General features: G+C 63.7%; 20 protein-coding genes. 9 read left to right on the top strand and 11 right to left on the bottom strand.

The genetic code is table 11. The features are described from left to right. Nucleotides 1-30 precede the first annotated feature (30 nt). The 6 genes from olsB to AC1D10_RS28785 form a co-directional block, all read right to left on the bottom strand. Nucleotides 31-906 carry a l-ornithine N(alpha)-acyltransferase gene (gene olsB / locus AC1D10_RS28810; protein WP_477278149.1) on the bottom strand — a complete coding sequence of 292 codons (876 nt, stop codon included), beginning with the start codon at nucleotides 904-906 and terminating at the stop codon, nucleotides 31-33. A 184-nt stretch (nucleotides 907-1,090) separates the two neighbouring features. Further along, nucleotides 1,091-3,379, bottom strand: a complete 2,289-nt coding sequence (locus AC1D10_RS28805; protein ID WP_477277950.1) for a PAS domain-containing hybrid sensor histidine kinase/response regulator — start codon at nucleotides 3,377-3,379, stop codon at nucleotides 1,091-1,093. 142 nt (nucleotides 3,380-3,521) lie between these two features. Next, the gene (gene acuI / locus AC1D10_RS28800; RefSeq protein ID WP_477277948.1) at nucleotides 3,522-4,511 is read right to left on the bottom strand and encodes an acrylyl-CoA reductase (NADPH); all 990 of its coding nucleotides are present in this window, start codon (nucleotides 4,509-4,511) and stop codon (nucleotides 3,522-3,524) included. Nucleotides 4,512-4,568: 57 nt separating this feature from the next. Beyond that, the gene (gene lspA / locus AC1D10_RS28795; protein ID WP_477277946.1) at nucleotides 4,569-5,051 is read right to left on the bottom strand and encodes a signal peptidase II; all 483 of its coding nucleotides are present in this window, start codon (nucleotides 5,049-5,051) and stop codon (nucleotides 4,569-4,571) included. Between the two features lie 13 nt (nucleotides 5,052-5,064). Further along, nucleotides 5,065-5,922, bottom strand: a complete 858-nt coding sequence (locus tag AC1D10_RS28790; RefSeq protein WP_477277944.1) for a TrmH family RNA methyltransferase — start codon at nucleotides 5,920-5,922, stop codon at nucleotides 5,065-5,067. Next, nucleotides 5,923-7,008: an RsmD family RNA methyltransferase gene (locus AC1D10_RS28785; protein ID WP_477277942.1), complete on the bottom strand. Its 1,086-nt coding sequence runs from the start codon at nucleotides 7,006-7,008 to the stop codon at nucleotides 5,923-5,925. A 136-nt stretch (nucleotides 7,009-7,144) separates the two neighbouring features. On the opposite strand from AC1D10_RS28785, the gene AC1D10_RS28780 reads away from it, so the two are divergent. Continuing rightward, complete coding sequence (locus tag AC1D10_RS28780; protein ID WP_477277940.1) at nucleotides 7,145-7,834, top strand: helix-turn-helix transcriptional regulator; 690 nt, start codon at nucleotides 7,145-7,147, stop codon at nucleotides 7,832-7,834. Between the two features lie 429 nt (nucleotides 7,835-8,263). Here AC1D10_RS28780 and AC1D10_RS28775 read toward each other — a convergent pair whose 3' ends face one another. After that, nucleotides 8,264-9,172, bottom strand: coding sequence for a LysR family transcriptional regulator (locus tag AC1D10_RS28775; protein WP_477277938.1), 909 nt, complete (start codon nucleotides 9,170-9,172; stop codon nucleotides 8,264-8,266). A 275-nt stretch (nucleotides 9,173-9,447) separates the two neighbouring features. Here AC1D10_RS28775 and AC1D10_RS28770 point away from each other — a divergent pair, with 275 nt between their 5' ends. From AC1D10_RS28770 to AC1D10_RS28755, 4 genes are all read left to right on the top strand, one after another. Further along, nucleotides 9,448-9,690, top strand: a complete 243-nt coding sequence (locus AC1D10_RS28770; RefSeq protein ID WP_477277936.1) for a hypothetical protein — start codon at nucleotides 9,448-9,450, stop codon at nucleotides 9,688-9,690. A 41-nt stretch (nucleotides 9,691-9,731) separates the two neighbouring features. After that, the gene (locus AC1D10_RS28765) at nucleotides 9,732-9,944 is read left to right on the top strand and encodes a hypothetical protein (RefSeq protein ID WP_477277934.1); all 213 of its coding nucleotides are present in this window, start codon (nucleotides 9,732-9,734) and stop codon (nucleotides 9,942-9,944) included. Between the two features lie 439 nt (nucleotides 9,945-10,383). Next, on the top strand, nucleotides 10,384-10,779 hold the full coding sequence (locus tag AC1D10_RS28760; RefSeq protein ID WP_477277932.1) for a VOC family protein: 396 nt from the start codon (nucleotides 10,384-10,386) through the stop codon (nucleotides 10,777-10,779). Next, nucleotides 10,776-11,213, top strand: coding sequence for an EVE domain-containing protein (locus AC1D10_RS28755; RefSeq protein ID WP_477277930.1), 438 nt, complete (start codon nucleotides 10,776-10,778; stop codon nucleotides 11,211-11,213). Before AC1D10_RS28760 ends, AC1D10_RS28755 begins: the two co-directional genes overlap by 4 nt. Here AC1D10_RS28755 and lhpI read toward each other — a convergent pair. The 4 genes from lhpI to sppA form a co-directional block, all read right to left on the bottom strand. Next, nucleotides 11,210-12,175, bottom strand: a complete 966-nt coding sequence (gene lhpI / locus AC1D10_RS28750; protein WP_477277928.1) for a bifunctional Delta(1)-pyrroline-2-carboxylate/Delta(1)-piperideine-2-carboxylate reductase — start codon at nucleotides 12,173-12,175, stop codon at nucleotides 11,210-11,212. The two genes, AC1D10_RS28755 and lhpI, sit on opposite strands and share 4 nt — an antisense overlap. 37 nt (nucleotides 12,176-12,212) lie before the next feature. Then, nucleotides 12,213-12,569: a DUF1049 domain-containing protein gene (locus tag AC1D10_RS28745; protein ID WP_477277926.1), complete on the bottom strand. Its 357-nt coding sequence runs from the start codon at nucleotides 12,567-12,569 to the stop codon at nucleotides 12,213-12,215. A 52-nt stretch (nucleotides 12,570-12,621) separates the two neighbouring features. Continuing rightward, the gene (locus tag AC1D10_RS28740) at nucleotides 12,622-12,906 is read right to left on the bottom strand and encodes an integration host factor subunit beta (protein ID WP_006200394.1); all 285 of its coding nucleotides are present in this window, start codon (nucleotides 12,904-12,906) and stop codon (nucleotides 12,622-12,624) included. Between the two features lie 82 nt (nucleotides 12,907-12,988). Beyond that, nucleotides 12,989-13,945, bottom strand: coding sequence for a signal peptide peptidase SppA (gene sppA, locus AC1D10_RS28735; RefSeq protein WP_477277924.1), 957 nt, complete (start codon nucleotides 13,943-13,945; stop codon nucleotides 12,989-12,991). A 415-nt stretch (nucleotides 13,946-14,360) separates the two neighbouring features. On the opposite strand from sppA, the gene lptC reads away from it, so the two are divergent. The 4 genes from lptC (at nucleotide 14,361) to rpoN (ending at nucleotide 18,187) form a co-directional block, all read left to right on the top strand. After that, complete coding sequence (gene lptC / locus AC1D10_RS28730) at nucleotides 14,361-15,074, top strand: LPS export ABC transporter periplasmic protein LptC (protein ID WP_477277922.1); 714 nt, start codon at nucleotides 14,361-14,363, stop codon at nucleotides 15,072-15,074. Beyond that, complete coding sequence (locus AC1D10_RS28725) at nucleotides 15,061-15,642, top strand: LptA/OstA family protein (protein ID WP_379102969.1); 582 nt, start codon at nucleotides 15,061-15,063, stop codon at nucleotides 15,640-15,642. The genes lptC and AC1D10_RS28725 overlap by 14 nt, the downstream gene beginning before the upstream one ends. Further along, entirely contained in the window at nucleotides 15,642-16,460 is an 819-nt protein-coding gene (lptB, locus tag AC1D10_RS28720) for an LPS export ABC transporter ATP-binding protein (RefSeq protein ID WP_477277920.1), read from the top strand. Before AC1D10_RS28725 ends, lptB begins: the two co-directional genes overlap by 1 nt. A gap of 200 nt (nucleotides 16,461-16,660) precedes the next feature. Then, nucleotides 16,661-18,187 carry an RNA polymerase factor sigma-54 gene (rpoN, locus tag AC1D10_RS28715; RefSeq protein WP_477277918.1) on the top strand — a complete coding sequence of 509 codons (1,527 nt, stop codon included), beginning with the start codon at nucleotides 16,661-16,663 and terminating at the stop codon, nucleotides 18,185-18,187. The last annotated feature ends 143 nt before the right edge of the window (nucleotides 18,188-18,330 follow it).

Genomic DNA, 18,330 nt, shown 5'->3' with positions numbered 1-18,330 from the left:
ATTAGCTATTAGCTATTAGCTATTCGCTATTCACGCCGCGAAACGCTGGGCTTCCCCGCCATAGTAGTTGACGTAGCGGGCGCCGATTTCCTTTACCGGCATCACGACGAACACGTCGACCGTCGAGAATTCGCGGTCGATGACGCAGCCATCGCCGATGCGGGCGCCGACGCGCAGGTAGCCCTTGACCAGCGGCGGCATCGCCGCGATCGCAGCCTTGGCGTTGACCGCCTCGATCGGCATCAAATCCATCGAACAGTAGCGTCCGGACACCGCGCGCACGTCCCAGGCGGAATTCGTCCGGCAGTGGTGGGCGAGATAGGTGAGCGCCTCGGCATGCGCCGCCGGCACGGTGCCGTGGAAGGAAGCGCAGCCGGTCATGACACCGATTTCATAGTGGTTGATGTAGGCCCAAATACCTTGCCACAGCGCCTCGATGGTGCGCTTCGAGCGGTATTCCGGCAAAACGCAAGAGCGGCCGAGTTCCAGAAAACGCTGGCCGGGGTGACGGGCGATGAGCTTGGTCAGCTCGAATTCGCCTTCTGAGTAGAACCCGCCAGCGGCGGCCGCGATTTCTTGCCGCAGCAGGCGATAGGTGCCGACGATGCGGCGATGTTCGGGGCCGGAGAGCGAGGTATCGAAGACAAGCAGATGGTCGCAGAGCGGATCGAACCGGTCGGCGTCGCGGCGATCCTGCGCCTTGAACAAATCTTTCCTGGCGCCAAGTTCATCGTAAAACACCCGGTAGCGGACTTCCTGTGCGGCCGCGATCTCGGCCTCGTTGCGGGCGAGCCGCACTTCGAGGTTACCGATTCGGGCGAGTGCTGCGCCCTTTATGACGGAATCGACGTTACGCCCGGCAAGCAAGGCGCTGCTGGCGTTCGGCCGAGTGTCACATTCCGGCATAACTGTATGCACGAGTGATTCTCCTTCGAGCCATCCCTCTTGGCACGGGGATACGGTGTAGGTGCAACAGGATTGTGACAGTACCGTGATACGACGTCGTGGGCAATACTTCGTCGGCTGGCGAATACGGTCAACCGGCTACGTTGCGGGAGGAAACGGACCGGCGCAGAGGAAGGAAAGCGGCTCAGGCCGCGACCTGTCCCTCGACGGCATTGACCAGCGCGTCAGGGTCGAGTGGCTTGGTGACGAAGCCGCTGGCGCCATGAGCCAGCACCGCATGGCGGGTCTTTTCCTGGCTGTCGGCCGACAGCACCATGATCGGCACAGGCGGCACGGCGGTTTCCTCCTCGTGGCGGCGGATGGCGGCGATCGCGTCCAGCCCGTCCATGACCGGCATGTGCAGATCCATCAGAACCACGTCGAAGCGGTTCTTGTGTCCGGCACCGGTGACAGCCTCGACGGCGGCCTTGCCGTTGCCGACCACTTTGACGCGGTGCCCGGCCTTCAGCAGCGTGGCGCGGGCAAGCATGGCGTTGATGTCATTGTCCTCGGCGATCAGCACCGACAGTCCCCGCTGGCGGCTGCCGATGGCACGAAGTGCGGGGGCGCCACCCTTTTCCGGCTGCGGCTGGGCTAGGGTGGGAGCATGGCTGCTCAACAGCACACGCAGAAGCGTTCCGCCCCGTACCGGCCTGGCAAGGAAGGTTGCGTAGCCGCTGGCGCGGAACTCGCCGAGCATGCCGCGGTCGGTCGGAGCGATCAGCGTGATGGCCTCGCAGTCGGCGAAACCGCTCTGGCGCAGGCGCTTGAGCAACCTTCCGTCGCTCTCTTCCATGGCCGCGTCGACCAGGAGCACATCGCAGCCGTCGGCGAAGGGCGCCGCCTGCGCGACGGTGGTGGCGATGCCGACCGCGCCGCCATTGGCGCGGATGGTGCGGGCGATGGCATCGGCCTCGACGGCGTTTTTCGACAGGATCACCGCGTGTTTGCCCGAGAGCGCGTTTTGTCGGCTCTGCGGTGCTTCGGTGGCCGATATTGCCGGGATCTCGAAGACGAATTCGGATCCCTGGCCGAGCCGGCTGGATACTGAAATCGTGCCGCCCATGGCCGCCACCAGGCGTTTGGAGATTGCAAGGCCAAGGCCCGCCCCGCCATGCGTGCGCGTCGACGTGCCGTCGGCCTGTTCGAACTCTTCGAAAATGCGCTCCAGGTCCTCGTCACGCAGACCCGGACCGGTATCGGCGATGGTGAAGCAGATGCGATCGGTGGTTTCGGTGCGTGCGCGTGCGATGCTCACCAAAACGCCGCCGCTGTCGGTGAACTTGATGGCATTGCCGATGAGGTTGAGCAGCACCTGCCTGACCTTGCCCGGATCGGCAGTGATCAATTGCGGCACGTCGGGCTCGACGTGGCAGCCGAGCCCGATATCCTTGGCGAAGGCGCGGGCGGCGAGCAGTTCGATGATGTTGTCGGCGATCTCGCGCACCGACATCGGCTGCGGCTCCGGGTCGAAGCGTCCAGCCTCGATCTTGGAGTAGTCCAGCAGATCCTCGATCAGGGCGAGCAACGCGCTGGCCGAGGTCGAGACGGCGCCGACATAGGTCTGCTGTTCCGGTGACAGGCTGGTGTCGGCCAGCAATCTGGCCATGCCCATGATGCCGTTCATGGGCGTGCGAATTTCATGGCTGACGGTGGCAAGGAAGCGCGATTTGGCCTGGCTGGCATATTCGGCCCGCTCGCGAGCGGTGATCAGTGAGGATTCGGCTCTTTTGCGGGCGGTGATGTCGCGGGCGATGGCGCGATGCGAAGCGGCGCCGCTGTCCTTGTCGCGCACCGACAGTTCAATCCATGAGAACCAGCGCGGACCGCTCGGCGTACGGATCGAGACGTCGGTGGAACTCAGGCACTCATGGTCGGAAAAGGCGGCATCCGGAACGATGCCGACATCGATGCCAAGGTCCGCCAGGGTCTTGCCGGCAAGGTCGCGCTGATCGGTTTCGACGAGGTCCGCGAAGACCTTGTTGGCATAGACGATGTAGCCATCGCGGTCGCGATGAATGACGAGGTCGCCAAGTGCGTCGATCAGGCCACGAAAGCGTTCCTCGCTCTCCTGCATTTCCCACATGCGGTCGGCCAGCGTCTCGATCTCGGCGCGGCTGCGGGCAGTGGTCTCGTCAAGCAGGACCGCGGTACGGTGTACGCTTCGCCTGGCGTGCAGATGCGTGGCAAGGCCGGCGAGGCCGGTTACCAGCAATCCGACGCTGATGAAGATCGGCGCCCCGGTCAGATGCGCCAGGCCGGCCAGCACGACGATGGCGACAAACGTCAGGAGGGGCAGGCCTTCGCGCGTGGAGAACTGCGGCTCTGGCACCAGCGGCGGCGCGGTGACAAAGCGCCGCGTCGACGACGGCGGGGTCGCCGCACCGACGTCTTCGCCTGTGTCCGCCTGTTGGCTGCCGGATTCCGCGATCATGCGAAACCCTTGCCAGACAGAGATTATGGAAGATTGCGGCGGATCGTTCGAATTTTAGCGGATCAGCGTTTTCTGCCCCGGCAGCCACGGATTTGCCGGCAGGCGGGGCATTTCCATCCGCCTGCTTCGAGGCCGCACAGGCTTACATATCCACGACGACGCGGCCGCGGATCTTGCCGTCGACGATGTCGTGCGCCGCATCGATGATGCCGTCGAAACCTATGGTCGTCGACAGGCTGGCGAGCTTCTGCAGATCGAGGTCGGTGCCGATGCGCCGCCATGCTTCGAGGCGGACTGCCTTCGGTGCCATCACCGAATCGATGCCGAGCAGCGAGACGCCACGCAGGATGAAGGGGGCGACGCTCGCCGGCAGGTCCATGCCGCCGGCCAGGCCGCAAGCAGCAACCGCACCGCCATAGGAGGTCATCGACAGGACGTTGGCCAGTGTGTGGCTGCCGACAGCGTCGATGCCGCCGGCCCAGCGCTCCTTGGCCAGCGGTTTGGCCGGCTGGGCAAGCTCGTCGCGCGATATCACTTCGGCGGCGCCAAGGTTGATCAAATAGGGGCTTTCGGCGTTGCGGCCGGTCGACGCGATGACATGGTAGCCGAGGCTGGACAGGATCGAGACCGCGACCGAGCCGACGCCGCCGGCTGCCCCCGTCACCACCACCGGGCCGCGATCGGGCAGGATGCCGTGCCGCTCCAGCGCCATCACGCAAAGCATGGCGGTATAGCCGGCGGTACCGACCGCCATCGCATCATGCGGGCTCATGCCTTGCGGCAGCGGCACCAGCCAGTCGCCCTTGACGCGGGCGCGGCCGGCATAGGCACCGAAATGGGTCTCGCCGACGCCCCAGCCGTTCAGGATGACCTTGTCGCCGGCGCGCCAGTCAGGATGGGAAGACGAGGTGACGGTGCCGGCGAAATCGATGCCCGGCACCAGCGGCCAGCGGCGGATCACTGGCGCCTTGCCTGATATCGCCAAGCCGTCCTTGTAGTTCACTGTTGTCGCCTCGACCGCGATGGTGACGTCGCCTTCCATCAGGTCGGCTTCGGTGAGATCGGTCACGGCTACCGATTGCTTTTTCTCGGCGTCACGCGAAACGAGGATGGCTTTGAAGGTTTCGGACATCTCTTTCTCCGCGATCTTGTTTGGCGACGTGGACTGTGCGGCGATGGCCGCACGGGGTCAATCGTTCGAAGGTCTGGGCTCGCGCCGCCAACCGAACAGTTCGTCGAAGACGACCAGTGCCGCGCCGACGGAGATGAAGGCGTCGGCAAGGTTGAAGACGGCGAAGGACCAGACCGGCGTGTGGAACAGGATGTAGTCGATGACATGGCCGTAGACGGCGCGGTCGATCAGATTGCCGAGCGCGCCGCCGACGATCAGCGCAAAGCCGGTGCGGGCAAGGATCTGGGACGGCGCGATCCGCGTCGCCAGGAACAGCACGAAGGCAACGACCGCCAGCGAAATGACGATCAGCCCGGTGTCGCCGAAGGACGAGAACATCGAGAAGGCGATGCCGGTGTTGTAGGTGCGAAACAGCGCCAGGAAAGGCACGAGATCGAGCTTTTCCTGAAACGGCAGTCCGGTCTCGACCAGATGTTTTATCCACTGGTCGAGCGCTATGGCCGCGACGACGAGCAGCGCGTAGGGGGACCATGATTTCACGGGCGGGCAACCTTCATTGCTGGTCCACGATTGCTTCGAGCTTCAGCGCGCCGCGCCGGATCTCGAACAGCATGATGCCGGTGGCGACCGCAAGATTGAGCGAATCGGCGCGGCCTGCCTGCGGGATTCTGAGCAGCCTGTCGCAACTCGCGGCCAGGCTTTCGGGCAGCCCCTGCTGCTCGTTGCCCATCATCAGCAGCACCGGGCCGCGGGAAAAATCGACCGAGCGGTAGTCGACCGCGCCCTTCAGGTGGGTGCCCGCGACAAGACCTGAAAATCCGCCCCGCCAGGCAAGGAATGCCTCGGTCGTCGCCCTGGCCACCGGCACGGCAAAGATCGAACCCATGGTGGCACGCACCGTCTCGACGGAAAAAGGATCGGTGGTGTCGCCGACCAGGATGACCCCCTTGGCGCCGACCGCATCGATGGTGCGGATGACGGTGCCGAGATTGCCGGGATCGCGCACCCGGTCGAGCGCCACCCAGACGTCGCCATTGTCGGCGCGGACATCCTTCAAGGGCAGGAATCTCTGCGAAAAGACGCCGACCACCATTTGCGGGTTGTCACGGCGGGTGATGGCTACAAGCACCTTTTCCGACACTTCGAGCACCGTGCCGCCGGCGGCAACCGTGCGTGCGGCGACTTTCTCCACCGCGGCGTTGCCGCGTCCGGCCTTGGCGAAAACCAGTGTCCTGATCTGCCAGCCAAGATCGAGCGCGTCGATGACCAGTTTCAATCCCTCGGCCATGAAGGCGTTCTGCTGATCGCGGAATTTCTTCTGGGCGAGCGCCTTGATGTCCTTGACCAGCGGGTTGGCGAGGCTGGTGACTTCCTTCACCAGTCCGGGTGCGCCTGCATGCCGCTCGTTCACTCAGGCCACCCAGCGCGAAAACAATGAGGTCGATAGCGCCCGGCCGGCGGACTTTTCGCGGATGATCAACTCACCCGATTCGACCGTGCCGCCCATGCCGGCAAAGGTGTCGCGCATCAAGGCATGAATGGCGAAGAACGAGGCGCGGATCGAATAGGCGGTCAACACCACGGCAAGGGGCTTCGGCGTCAGGATCGCGCGACAAAGGTCGGTCAATGCAGGCAAGTCCTCGAACAATTGCCAGACCTCGCCCTTGGGGCCGCGGCCATAGGCCGGTGGGTCGAACAGGACGATGTCGTAGCGGCTGCCGCGGCGTTCCTCACGCTCGGCGAATTTCACCGCGTCGTCGACGATCCAGCGGATCGGCTTGCTGCCGAGCCCGGCCATTTCCTGGTTTTCGCGAGCCCAGCCGATCGCCTTCTTCGAGGCATCGACATGGGTGACCTCGGCACCGGCGCGGGCCGCCACCAGCGAGGCGAGACCGGTATAGCCGAACAGATTCAGGACCTTGACCGGCCGTTTCGCGGCCGCAATCAACCCGGCCATGTGGTCCCAGTGCGAGGCTTGTTCGGGAAAGACGCCGACATGGCGAAACGAGGTGAAACGGCCGAGATAGTCAATGCCGTCATGCTTCATCGGCCAGGTCTCGCCGAGCGGCGTCTTCGGGAAGCGCCAGCGGCCGATGCCTTCCTCGTCGGTATCGCCGGTGAAGATGGCGTCGGCGCGCTCCCAGTCTTTTGCCGGCAAGGCCTTTTGCCAGATCGCCTGGCCCTCGGGCCGCACGATGCGGTAGGGCCCGTATTGTTCGAGCTTCTGCCCGGCGCCGCTGTCGAGCAGCGCATAATCGGCATTCGGCGCCACTTCGAGGATCACAGGAAGATGTTCGGTGGGCAGGGCGCCGTCGCGGCGGGCAAGGATGCGCGGCGCAGATTTCGGCTCGGAGCGGTCATCGGTTCTGGGCTCATGAGGCGCGCGCGGCCTGGCGTCCGGCCTTGCCACGCCGCGCCCCTCATGCGGGCGCGCCTCTGCGGTTCCGCCCTTCGCGGGCGGGCGGTTGTCGCGGCGTTTGTCGCGAAAAGACTTCAAGCAGGAGCATCTCCGAGCGGCGTGGCCGCTTTTGGCATAGGCCAACCTGCTTCGCAACCAAGTCCGCCGTGCAAGCCTCTCCGGTTTGTGTCGGCCGGCGGTGGACCAATGTCAAAGAAACGGGCAAATCTTCGATATGTCCCGCTCGGAACGCCTGCTCGACCTGATCCAGACGCTGCGCCGGCACCGCCGGCCGGTGAGCGGGCAGGCGCTGGCCGATGAGCTCGGGATTTCGATACGCACGCTCTACCGCGACATCGCCACGCTGCAGGGCCAGGGCGCGCCGATCGAGGGTGAGGCGGGACTGGGCTATGTGCTCAAGCCCGGCTTCATGCTGCCGCCGTTGATGTTCAGCGACGAGGAGATCGAGGCCATCGTGCTCGGCTCGCGCTGGGTCGCCAAGCAGCCGGACCAGCGTCTCTCGGCTGCTGCCGCCAACGCGCTGGCCAAGGTCGCTGCCGTGCTGCCGGACGATCTGCGCGACGATCTCGACGCGAGCCCGCTGCTCGTCGGGCCTCCCGCCGCGGCCGTCGAGGGCATCGACCTCGGCCTGGTGCGGCAGGCCATCCGCAACGAGCGCAAGCTCGGCTTCTTGTACCGCGATGCGGGCGGCGCCGCCTCCGAACGCGTGGTCTGGCCGTTTGCGCTGGGGTTCTTCGACAAGGTGCGGGTCGTGGTGGCGTGGTGCGAGATGCGCGAGGACTTCCGGCATTTTCGCGCCGATCGCATCGCAGCGCTCCAAGCAACAGACACGCGCTATCCGCGCCGTCGCCAGGCGCTGCTGAAGGAATGGCGGGCGACACTCGACAAGCCACGTGGTTCGTGATGGCTACTGCCAGATTCTGGGTAGTGGGTCAGTTTGAAATCCAAACTGACCCACTACCGGAATTTGCAACATGGCGGAAAGAATGAGCGCCAAGGACTTGCCTCTGATCGCCGCCAATGCACGGGGAGACTTACGATGCATAGGGCCCCTATAAATCGCCAGAATCGATTGCTCGCCGCCGCGTCGCAGCCTTTCGCATATGTCCGAGCTTGCTAGAACGAGTGCTTCGACGCGCTCCTGCGTTCACCCATCAAGACGCCGACCAGCTTCATCGTGCACAGCCGGCGCTTCGCGGGCCTAGGTAGGTCGTGGGCCGACAAAGGCCCGGACAGTGTCGCTGCGCACCTGACGGGTGCGCATACACCAGCAACGCTTGACAGCAACCCCGACAGCCTTATCCAGGTGTATCAAGCTGAGTGGCAGGTGCCATCACGACACGTCATACTGCTGCGCCAGCGAGGCGGAAAGCTGGTCGGCGAAACGGGCAGCGGCCACCGGTAGGGTGCGGCCCTTGAGTTGGCCGACATAGAGCATGCCAGCGGGCACGTCGCGCGGGTCGAGCGGCCGGGAGATCATGTCCCCAGTCATCGTCTGGTGGGACAGGCCAATTGGGAAATGGAAAGTGATGATATCCTCCGAGATAGCGTGGTTGCGCAGGAATTCGAAGCTGTCCGATTGAATCACCGGCTCCAGCTGCAGCGATGACGATTGCGCCCCGATGTCGAGCAGGTAGCGCACGCCGTAACTTGATGTGGGAAGCGCGATTGGATAGTCGAGGCAAGCGCGCAAGCGCACCGTCTCGTGAGAAGCCAGCGGATGATCGGGCCGCATAACCGCATGCACTGGCTGGTGCACCCGCATCAGCGTCATGAAAGCAGCCAGCCGGGTTGGCTCGTAGACGATGGCGATGTCGGCCGTGTGATCGACCAAGGCACGCTCGGCCTCCTCCCGGTCGCGCAGGTGCACTCCGAAGGTCACATTCGGATGTTCCTTGCGGTAGAGTGAGATTTGCGTCGGCAGGTGGTAGGGCAATAGCGCCTGGCTGCAGGCGATCGCCACATGGCCGCGCCGGGCGCCAGCAAGGTCTGCAATCTGCGATTTCACGTGCTCCATATCGGATAACTGGTTGCGCATGTGCTGCACTAGAAGCTCGCCGGCGCTGGACAATCGCACGCCGTGAGGCAGTCGCTCGAAAATAGCAACGCCGAGTTCGGCCTCCATCGCCAATATACGCCGGTTGAGCGCCGTCGAGGTTATGGCGAGCAATTCCGCGGCGGCGCGGATCGAACCGGTCTTGGCCACCACATTGATATAGTGAGCGGAGTTCAGGTAACGCATCGGCGGCCTCTGGCATCACCGCTGCAATTTTTGCAGCAGGCTGAACAAAACATAGCACAAGACAGCAGCACGTCATCGAGATAATTAATTCGCAGCGCTCTCATCTCCGGTGACTTGGCTCACAACCAGCTCCGACAAGAGCTTTTTTGCGATCTTCAAATACTGATCAAACAATTGCCTGCTAGACCACGCCAGCGCCGGCTCGATTGTGCCAGGATCGGAAATCCTGGAGCAACCGAACCGTAGATGCAACTTCAACCTGAAGGAACGATTAGATGACGTCGACCATCTCTTCCAGACTTACCTTCATTGTATTTACCGCCGGATGCATCGCATTGGCGTTACTCTTCCATTACGCACCGGCTGGGGATTTTCCCTCGAAATATGCCAGGACCGCCCCGGCGGGGCTGGCCGCGCAACCGACGCGCATAGACATCGACAACGAGGCGCACGCGATCCGCTTCTACATCGACGGCAACCAGGTCGCCGTGCTCGACGAGTCTGGTTTCAAGCCATGAGGCCACAGAGCCAGGAGAGCAAAACCGTCAAGAAATTCGTTATGTCAGGGCTGTTCGTCGTGCTTGCCCTGTCGCAGACGGCGGAGGCCCAGAAGAAAGTCCCGGTGACGCAGGCCGTTGCCGCCAAGGCCGAGCAGGCCAAGCCGCCGCTGGACAACATGGCCACAGGCGGGGTCAAGCCCGCGGCGCAGGCAAATGTGCCGGCCACCGACGGGTCGCAGTACCCGCCGGCACTGTATTTCAATTTCCAGTAGGTCGTTGCTTGCCGGCGCGGGGATCGACGACCTCCGCGCCACGGGGGGGTCGGCGCCGACCTTGGAGCGATTGCCCGCTTGATGAGGCGGCGGCAAGCAGGAAAGCTCGGCGGGAGGTTGGCGGGGGCCAACGCGGCGCCGGTCGTCGGCTCGCGGAGCTTGGTATCGTCCTGCCCGGGCCGCTGAAGCTGCCGCCTGGCATGGTGCTGCCCTTTTCCTGGGTGAATGTGCGCGGCGACCGGGCCTTGATTTTCGGGGCTCGGGGCGCAGGAGCCGGACGGCTCGCTGGCCGTGCCGTTCGGCGTCGTCGGCGACGATGTCACGCTGGACGAGACCGGCCTGTCGATGCTTGGCAGTGGGTAACTGACCCACTGCCAGAATCTGACCGCAGCTCATCCTATGGTCGGCAAGTCGAAACGCTGAACCTTGGAGAGCAGACATGGCCGCCCCGAACTTCGTCATCCTCTATGTCGACCAGCCCCAGCAGAGCGGCGCCTTCTACAGTGCGCTGCTCGGTCGCGAGCCGGTCGAAAGTTCGCCGACCTTCGTGCTGTTCGTGCTCGATGCGGGCTTCAAGCTCGGCCTCTGGTCGCGCCAAACGGTGGAGCCGGCCGCGGCCGCGGCAGGCGGCGGCGCCGAAATCGTCTTTGCGCTGGATACGCCGGACGCGGTCGACGCTACCCACGCCGATTGGGCTGGGCGCGGGCTGAAAATCCTGCAGACGCCGACCGACATGGATTTCGGCCGTACCTTCGTTGCGCTCGATCCCGACAACCATCGCCTGCGCGTTTACTGGCTATCCGACGGGGAACAGGCCACAGGGGAACACAAATGAGCGCGCATTGGATCGCAGTGGCGTCGGCCGAACATGTCCGGCGCGGGCGGCAGGGCGGCTTCATGCAGGTCAATCACGGCAAGGCGGCACCGTTGCGCCGCATCAAGCCCGGTGATGGCATCGTCTATTATTCGCCGACCACCATACTCGGCGAAAAGGACGGCCTGCAGGCCTTCACGGCGATCGGCACGGTGCGGCAAGGCGAACCCTATCAGGGTGACATGGGTGGCGGCTTCACGCCGTTCCGGCGCGACGTCGCGTGGGCAATGGCCGAGGAAGCAGCGATCAAACCGCTGCTCGACAGGCTGGACTTCACAGCCGGCAAGTCGAACTGGGGTTATCAGCTTCGCTTTGGCCTTTTCGAACTCAGCGCGCATGATTTTTCGCTGATCGCCGGGGCGATGGGCGCAAAAATGGCCCTGGCAGAAAACTAAGCCACGAGCGCTTTGTAGACGGCAATGCCGGCGGCAAGATCCTCGAGTGCCGCGCCGACCGACTTGAACAGTGTTATCTCACCGGCGCTCTCGCGGCCCTTTTTCTCACCGCGCGACAGTTCGTGCAGATCGGCGACGATGGCGTCTGGCTTCAGCACGCCGGAGGTCAGCGGCTGGACGATGTCGCCAGCCTCCTTGGTGGCGCCGGCGCGGGTGTCGACATAGACGCGGGCAATCGCGATCGCGTCATCGTCGCTTTCGCGCATCGTCGGGGTGAAGCCGCCGACCAGGTCGACATGGGTTCCCGGCCGCAGCAGTGCGCCCTTGATCAGTGGCGTTGTGGTGATTGTCGCCGAGGAAACGATGTCGGCCTGCCCGAGTTCGGCATCGAGATCACTTGCGGCGCTGGCCGCGAAGCCTTCGGCGCGCAGATCGGCCGCAACCTTCTCGGCATTGGCGGCTGTGCGGTTCCAGATGCGGATGGTCTTGATCGGCCGCACGGCGCAGTGCGCCTTGGCGAGGAACGGCGACAGCGCGCCGGCGCCGACCACCAGCAGCCGCGCGGCATCGTCGCGGGCGAGGTAGGAGGCCGCCAGCGCCGAAGCGCAGGCGGTGCGCCATTGCGTCAGCCGCTGGCCGTCGATCAAGGCTTCAGGTTCTCCGGTGGCGCCGTTGAGCAGGAGATAGAGCCCCATCACCGCGGGCTTGCCGATGGTGTTGTTGTCGGGCGAGACGGTGACGATCTTGACGCCGATGTGACCGCTGGCCGACGTGCCGGCGGCGTTGAAGTCGGTCCAGGCCGGCATCAAAAGCAGTGTCGAGGCGGCGCCGTCGGGCCGTTCGACCGTATGGTGATGCCTTACCGGCTGTACCGCACCGTCACGAAACGCCGTGCGCAGTGTCTCGACCAGTCCGGGAAAGGTCAGCGCATGATCGACCTCGGCGGCCGAAATGGTCAGCATGGAAAACTCCGTGGAGCAAAAACCGCCGACCGGCGGTTCAAGTGGTCGGTTTCGGCAAGGCTGATCCTTGGGCCGACCCTGGGACCGTGCCTTGCGGCGCCGCCGGCGCGCGGCTGACCGCCTGGCGCAGGTTCTCGGCCTCGACGCCGCGCTGGCGCGCCAGCTTGCGGTAGCGGCCCTGCTTGACCCAGGTTGCCAGGCTGCCGACGACCATGCCGACGGCGAGAGCCAGGAACAGGAAGATGAACAGCGGCAAGGTCAGCGTCAGCTTTGGATTGCCGGGATTGAACGGGTCCAGCGTGAAGGCGACCAGTTCGCGGTTGGCGACGGCGAGCGCGATCAGGATGACCGCCAGGGGCACGAAGACCACGATGAGCATGAAGCGATTGAACATGATGTTTTCCGTCGGAAGCTGGCCGAAAGGCCGTCTGGCGCTGACGCCGCGCCTACTTGCCGCCGTTCAGCCTTTCACGCAGCTCCTTGCCGGTCTTGAAGAACGGCACCCATTTTTCCTCGACCTCGACGGATTCACCGGTGCGCGGATTGCGGCCGGTGCGGGCGGGACGGTTTTTCACCGAAAAAGCGCCGAAGCCACGCAGCTCGACCCGATTGCCTTCGGCAAGTGCGTCGGTGATCTCATCGAAGATCGCGCCGACGATGTTTTCGACGTCGCGCAGGAAAAGATGCGGATTACGCGTGGCAATAATCTGCACAAGTTCGGACTTGATCATGAGACGGGTCCCCGTGAAAGCAGTGTGGTCAAAATTATGAGGATGATTTTATTTGCTTTTTTCACTTGCCCCAAACGGCATCTCAAGGGTGCCAGACGGAAACGAGACCGTCAAGAAACAAGCGGTCGGCGCCCAGTTCATGAATTACATCGCCACTGTAGGCCGGCAGGCCGAGGGCGCTGCCGATCGTTTGCGCCATCGCTTTCGAGAACAAGAAGCCGCCGCGCCGTTCCGTGTCTTTCCATTCGATCACCTTGAGCTTGGCATCGACCCCCTTGGTCGCCAGCCAGCCGACCGCTTCGGTCTCGCCGCCGACAGCGTCGATCAGCCCGTTGGCGACGCCCTGGCGGCCGGTGAAGATCGAGCCGTCGGCGAGCGCCAGCGCTTGCTCGCGGGTCATCTTGCGGCGTTCGGCAACGATGCCGACGAACCAGTCGTAGCTGTCGAGGATGAGCTTGCGGACCATGGCGCGTTCGTCGTCATTGGTCGGCTTGAAAGGAGACGGCGAGGCTTTCAGCGGCGAGGATTTCACTTCCTCCAGCTTGACGCCGAGCTTGTCCATGAGGCCGCTGACATCCGGATACTGGATCAGCACGCCGATCGAACCGACGATCGAGGTCTTGCGGGCAACGATGTGATCGGCGGCACTGGCGATCATGTAGCCCGCCGACGCGGCGAGCGTGCCGACTTCGGCGACCACCGGCTTGTCGGCGGCCAGCTTGCGCACCTCTTCATAGATCGATTCACCGCCGACCGTGGTGCCGCCTGGCGAATCGATCGACAGGATCACGCCTTTCACCTTCGACGACTGGCGAATGGTTTCCAGCCGCTTGATCAGTTCCTCGTCCTCGGTGATGGTGCCTTCGATCCTGACCTTGGCGATGTGGTCGACGGCCGAGCCGGTGAAGTCGTCGCCGTAGAACCAGGCTGAAAGCGCAATCACCCCGAGTGCCACGATGCCGATGGCGGCAACGCGCCAGAACGTCAGCTTGCGCCGCAGTCGGCGGCGGTCGATCAGGTCGTCGGCTCTCAGTGCCATGGTCAGCCTTTCAGTCGGCGGGAAGACACGCTTCTAGACCATGATCCGCCCATCTGGAAGCAATTCTCTTTCCGGCGCGACGAGACAATCCGCGCGGCGGATCGAAATGGCCGTGCCGGATCCACGGTTGATGGGGGCCCCGGCGGACATCCGCCCCTCTCCAGGCACAGGTCTCTTCACGCATTTGTGCAATCGCGGCGAGGTTCGGCGGCGGGATCGACAGATGACAAATCTTACGCCGCATGGCTGTTTCTGCTAATGAAGAACGTGCAGTTGTGCAGATCTCGTTTTCATCTGTACAAAAGCGGCCGTCACATTTTTGCAGTTTTCATGGGCTTGTGCTTGCTTGAAGGCGCGGGCGTCCCACCTATAGGCGGTGTTTCCAGGGTGGTAGGGGTTTAGAAGAAAGCAGTGAATGTTAGCGCGACCGATTGAATCGACCAACGACGAGACGGAGTTGGTCCCACCGGCGGACGGCCGTATGCGTGGCGATGCTTTCGACCGCGCGCAACGTCACTCGCGCCGCGTGCGCGTTCTCAAGTTTGCCGTGCCGCTGGCTGCGGCACTGATCGCCATTGCTTTCCCGGTCTATTCCTATCTCGCCGCGCCCGTCTCCGTGACGGTTCAGGCGGAAGGCACTGCCTTTTCCAACGGCAAGCTGGTGATGGCCAATCCCAAGCTCAACGGGTTCACCAAGCAGAAGCAGCCCTATTCGATGACGGCGCTGCGCGCCATCCAGGATGTCAGCACGCAAGGGATCATCGAACTGGAAGGCATCGACGCCAAGGTTCCGGTTGGGCCCGACAATGTGGCGGCGATCAAGGCCTCGCGCGGCACCTACGATCGCAACGGCAACACGATGAACCTGACCAGCGACGTTACCATCACCACAACCGACGGCATGCAGGCCAAGTTCAAATCGGTCTTCCTCGACATGGGCAAAGGCACTATGAAGACGGGAGATCCCGTCGATGTCAGCCGTGAAGGGTCGCGGATCACGGCGGATTCGATGTCGGTCCAGGACAATGGCAGGGTTCTGGTTTTCGAGAACAAAGTGCGCGTCAACATCGATTCCGCCGCCTTGAAAACGGCAGAGGGAAACAGCGGAGAAACCAATGCGGCTCAGTAGTTCGACGCGGCTCGCGGCTGCAACTTCGGCGTTGCTGCTGCTCGGACTGGTGCCGTCATTGGCGCAGTCGACCAGCCAGTCAGGTCTCAAACTGTCGGGCGACAAGCCGATCCAGATCGAAAGCGACAAGTTGGAGGTCCGCCAGGCCGACAATGTCGCCATCTTCACCGGCAATGTCAGCGTCGTCCAGGGGCCGACATTGATGAAGGCCGGCAAGATGACGGTCTATTATGTCAAGGATCCAAACGCCGCCGCCAAAGGCACGGAAGCCGCGGGTGCGGCAATGACCGGCTCGGCCAACATCGATCATTTGGAAATCTCCGACAAGGTTTACATCAAGTCGGATGCGCAAGTCGCGACCGGCGATCAAGGCAGCTTCGACATGAAGAGCCAGGTTCTGGTGCTGTCAGGCAAAAAGGTCGTTCTGTCGCAAAACGACAACGTCCTGGTCGGCTGCAAGCTCGTCGTGCAGATGAAAACCGGGTTGGCCCAGGTTGATCCATGCGCTGGGCAACGTGTCCAGATGTCGATCACCCCGCCGCCGAAATCGGGAGCGGCGAACCCCTGATGGTCAGCCTGTCGTCGCTGACGGCGCGTCTTCCGGGACGGGCCGCCGGCAAGCTTTCGGCGCCGGCCACGGTGACCGCCGATAAGGGAAAGTTCAAGGGGACCCTGATCGCCAAGGGTCTGACCAAGAGCTACAAGGGCCGCAAGGTCGTCAGCGGCGTCACCATCGGCGTGCGCGCCGGCGAGGCCGTCGGGCTGCTCGGCCCCAACGGCGCCGGCAAGACGACCTGCTTCTACATGGTCACCGGCCTGGTGCCGGTGGATGAGGGCACGATCGAGATCGACGGCTTCGACGTCACCTCGATGCCGATGTACCGCCGTGCGCGTCTCGGCATCGGCTACCTGCCGCAGGAGGCCTCGATCTTTCGCGGCCTGAGCGTCGAGCAGAACATCCGCGCCGTGCTCGAAGTGGTCGAAAAGAGCCGCAAGGAGCGCGAGCGCAATCTCGACGAACTGCTCGAGGAATTCCACATCAGCCATCTGCGCAAGGCGCCGTCCATGTCGCTTTCCGGCGGCGAGCGGCGGCGCCTGGAAATCGCGCGTGCGCTGGCGACGCGTCCGGCCTACATGCTGCTCGACGAGCCTTTTGCCGGCATCGATCCGATCGCCGTCGCCGATATCCAGCAATTGGTGCGTCATCTGACGGCGCGCGGCATCGGCGTCCTCATCACCGATCACAATGTGCGCGAAACGCTCGGCCTGATCGACCGCGCCTACATCATCCATGCCGGTCAGGTGCTGACCCATGGCCGGGCCGACGAAGTGGTGGCAAATCCGGATGTCCGGCGGCTCTACCTCGGCGAGGGTTTTACGCTCTGAGCGTGAAATTTGTTTCCTGACACGATTTTTGGGGCTCGGCCCACCCATTTTCTCCGATCTTGTTGCCCGATAACGCTCCGGTAAGCGAGTTTTGCTAGCTTTTGCCTTGACAAGCAAAAGCTGGGCCAGTTTCTATGACCGGCTGCAAAAATTCCTGTCCGGAAGCCCGGATGCGTAGACGAGGCGTTTGAAACCAGACAATGGCGTTGGCGGCGAAACTACAGCTACGACAATCGCAGTCGCTGGTGATGACGCCGCAGCTGATGCAGTCGATTCGGCTGCTGCAGTTCACCCATGGCGAACTCGAGCATTTCATCGACGAGGAGATCGAGCGCAACCCGCTGCTGGAGCGTGCCGAACCGCAGGAGGATGCCGCCAGCGACCAGGCGCAGAAGATCGAGGCGGAGCCGCAAGCCGCCGCCGACGGCGACTGGTTCGAAAACGAGACGCAGTGGAGCGCCGAGGCGATCTCGGACAAGCTCGATACGTCGCTGGAAAACCTGTTTCCCGACGATCCGGGGACCAGCGAGCGGCTCGGTCCCGACCTGACGGCGCAATGGAAGTCGGCGTCCGGCAATGGCGTGAGTTCCTCATCCGAGGGTTTTGACGCGGGCGACATGGCGGCCGCGCCGATCACGCTGCGCGACCATGTCGGTGAACAGGTCGCGCTCGCCTTCGCCGATCCGGCGGCACGGCTGATCGCCGCCGACCTGGCCGACGGCCTCGACGAGGCCGGCTATTTGCGCGCCGACCTGGCCGAGATCGCAGCCCGTCTCGGCACCGAGGTTGCCGCGGTACGAAAGGCGCTGGCGGTGTGCCAGACTTTTGAGCCGGCCGGCCTGTTTGCCCGCGACCTTGCCGAATGCCTGTCGCTGCAGCTCGCCGTGCGGGATCGGCTCGATCCGGCAATGAAGGCGCTGGTCGCCAATCTCGAACTGCTGGCACGGCGTGATTTCCATGCGCTGAAACGGATCTGCGGTGTCGACGAGGAGGATCTGCTCGACATGCTGGCCGAGATCCGGGCACTCGATCCTCGGCCCGGCATGGCGTTTTCAGGCGGAGCCAGCGACGCGATCGTTGCCGATGTCGAGGTGCGTGCCGCCAATGACGGCAGCTGGACCGTCGAGCTCAACGCCGAAACGCTGCCGCGCGTGCTGGTCGACCATATCTATTTCGCCCAGGTCTCGCCGCAGGCGAAGAACCAGGCGGAAAAGGATTTCCTGGCCGAATGCCTGCAAAACGCCAACTGGCTGACGCGCAGCCTCGACCAGCGGGCAAAGACCATCCTCAAGGTCGCCTCGGAAATCGTTCGCCAGCAGGATGCCTTCCTCGTCAATGGCGTGCGCCAGCTGAAGCCGCTCAACCTGCGCACGGTCGCCGACGCCATCGGCATGCACGAATCGACGGTCAGCCGGGTCACAGCGAACAAATACATGCTGACGCCGCGCGGCGTGTTCGAGCTGCGTTACTTTTTTACCGCCTCGATCGCCGCGTCGGGTGGCGGCGATGCGCATTCCTCGGAATCCGTGCGTGACCGCATCAAGCAGCTGATCGACGAGGAAAAGCCAGCCGACGTGCTTTCCGACGATGCGATCGTCGACATGCTGCGGGAGAGTGGCGTCGACATTGCCAGGCGCACCGTCGCCAAGTACCGGGAAGGCATGAATATTCCCTCCTCGGTGCAGCGCCGGCGCGAGAAACGGGCACTGGCCAGCGCCGGGCGCTGACACGGTTCGATTTTCCACAGGCCAGCACTTCATTGACAAGCCGCGGTGAAGTGGCTAGAAGCCCGCCCGCATGAGACGGGCTACATGCCTGCATGCGGATGGTCCGTCACGACGTTGGCCTCGGGACGGTCAAAGGGCGGCTT

The organism is Mesorhizobium sp. P2_A8 (genome assembly GCF_056404935.1).
Note: the sequence above shows the minus strand (reverse complement) of the source record. Positions and strands in the feature narration are given on the sequence as shown.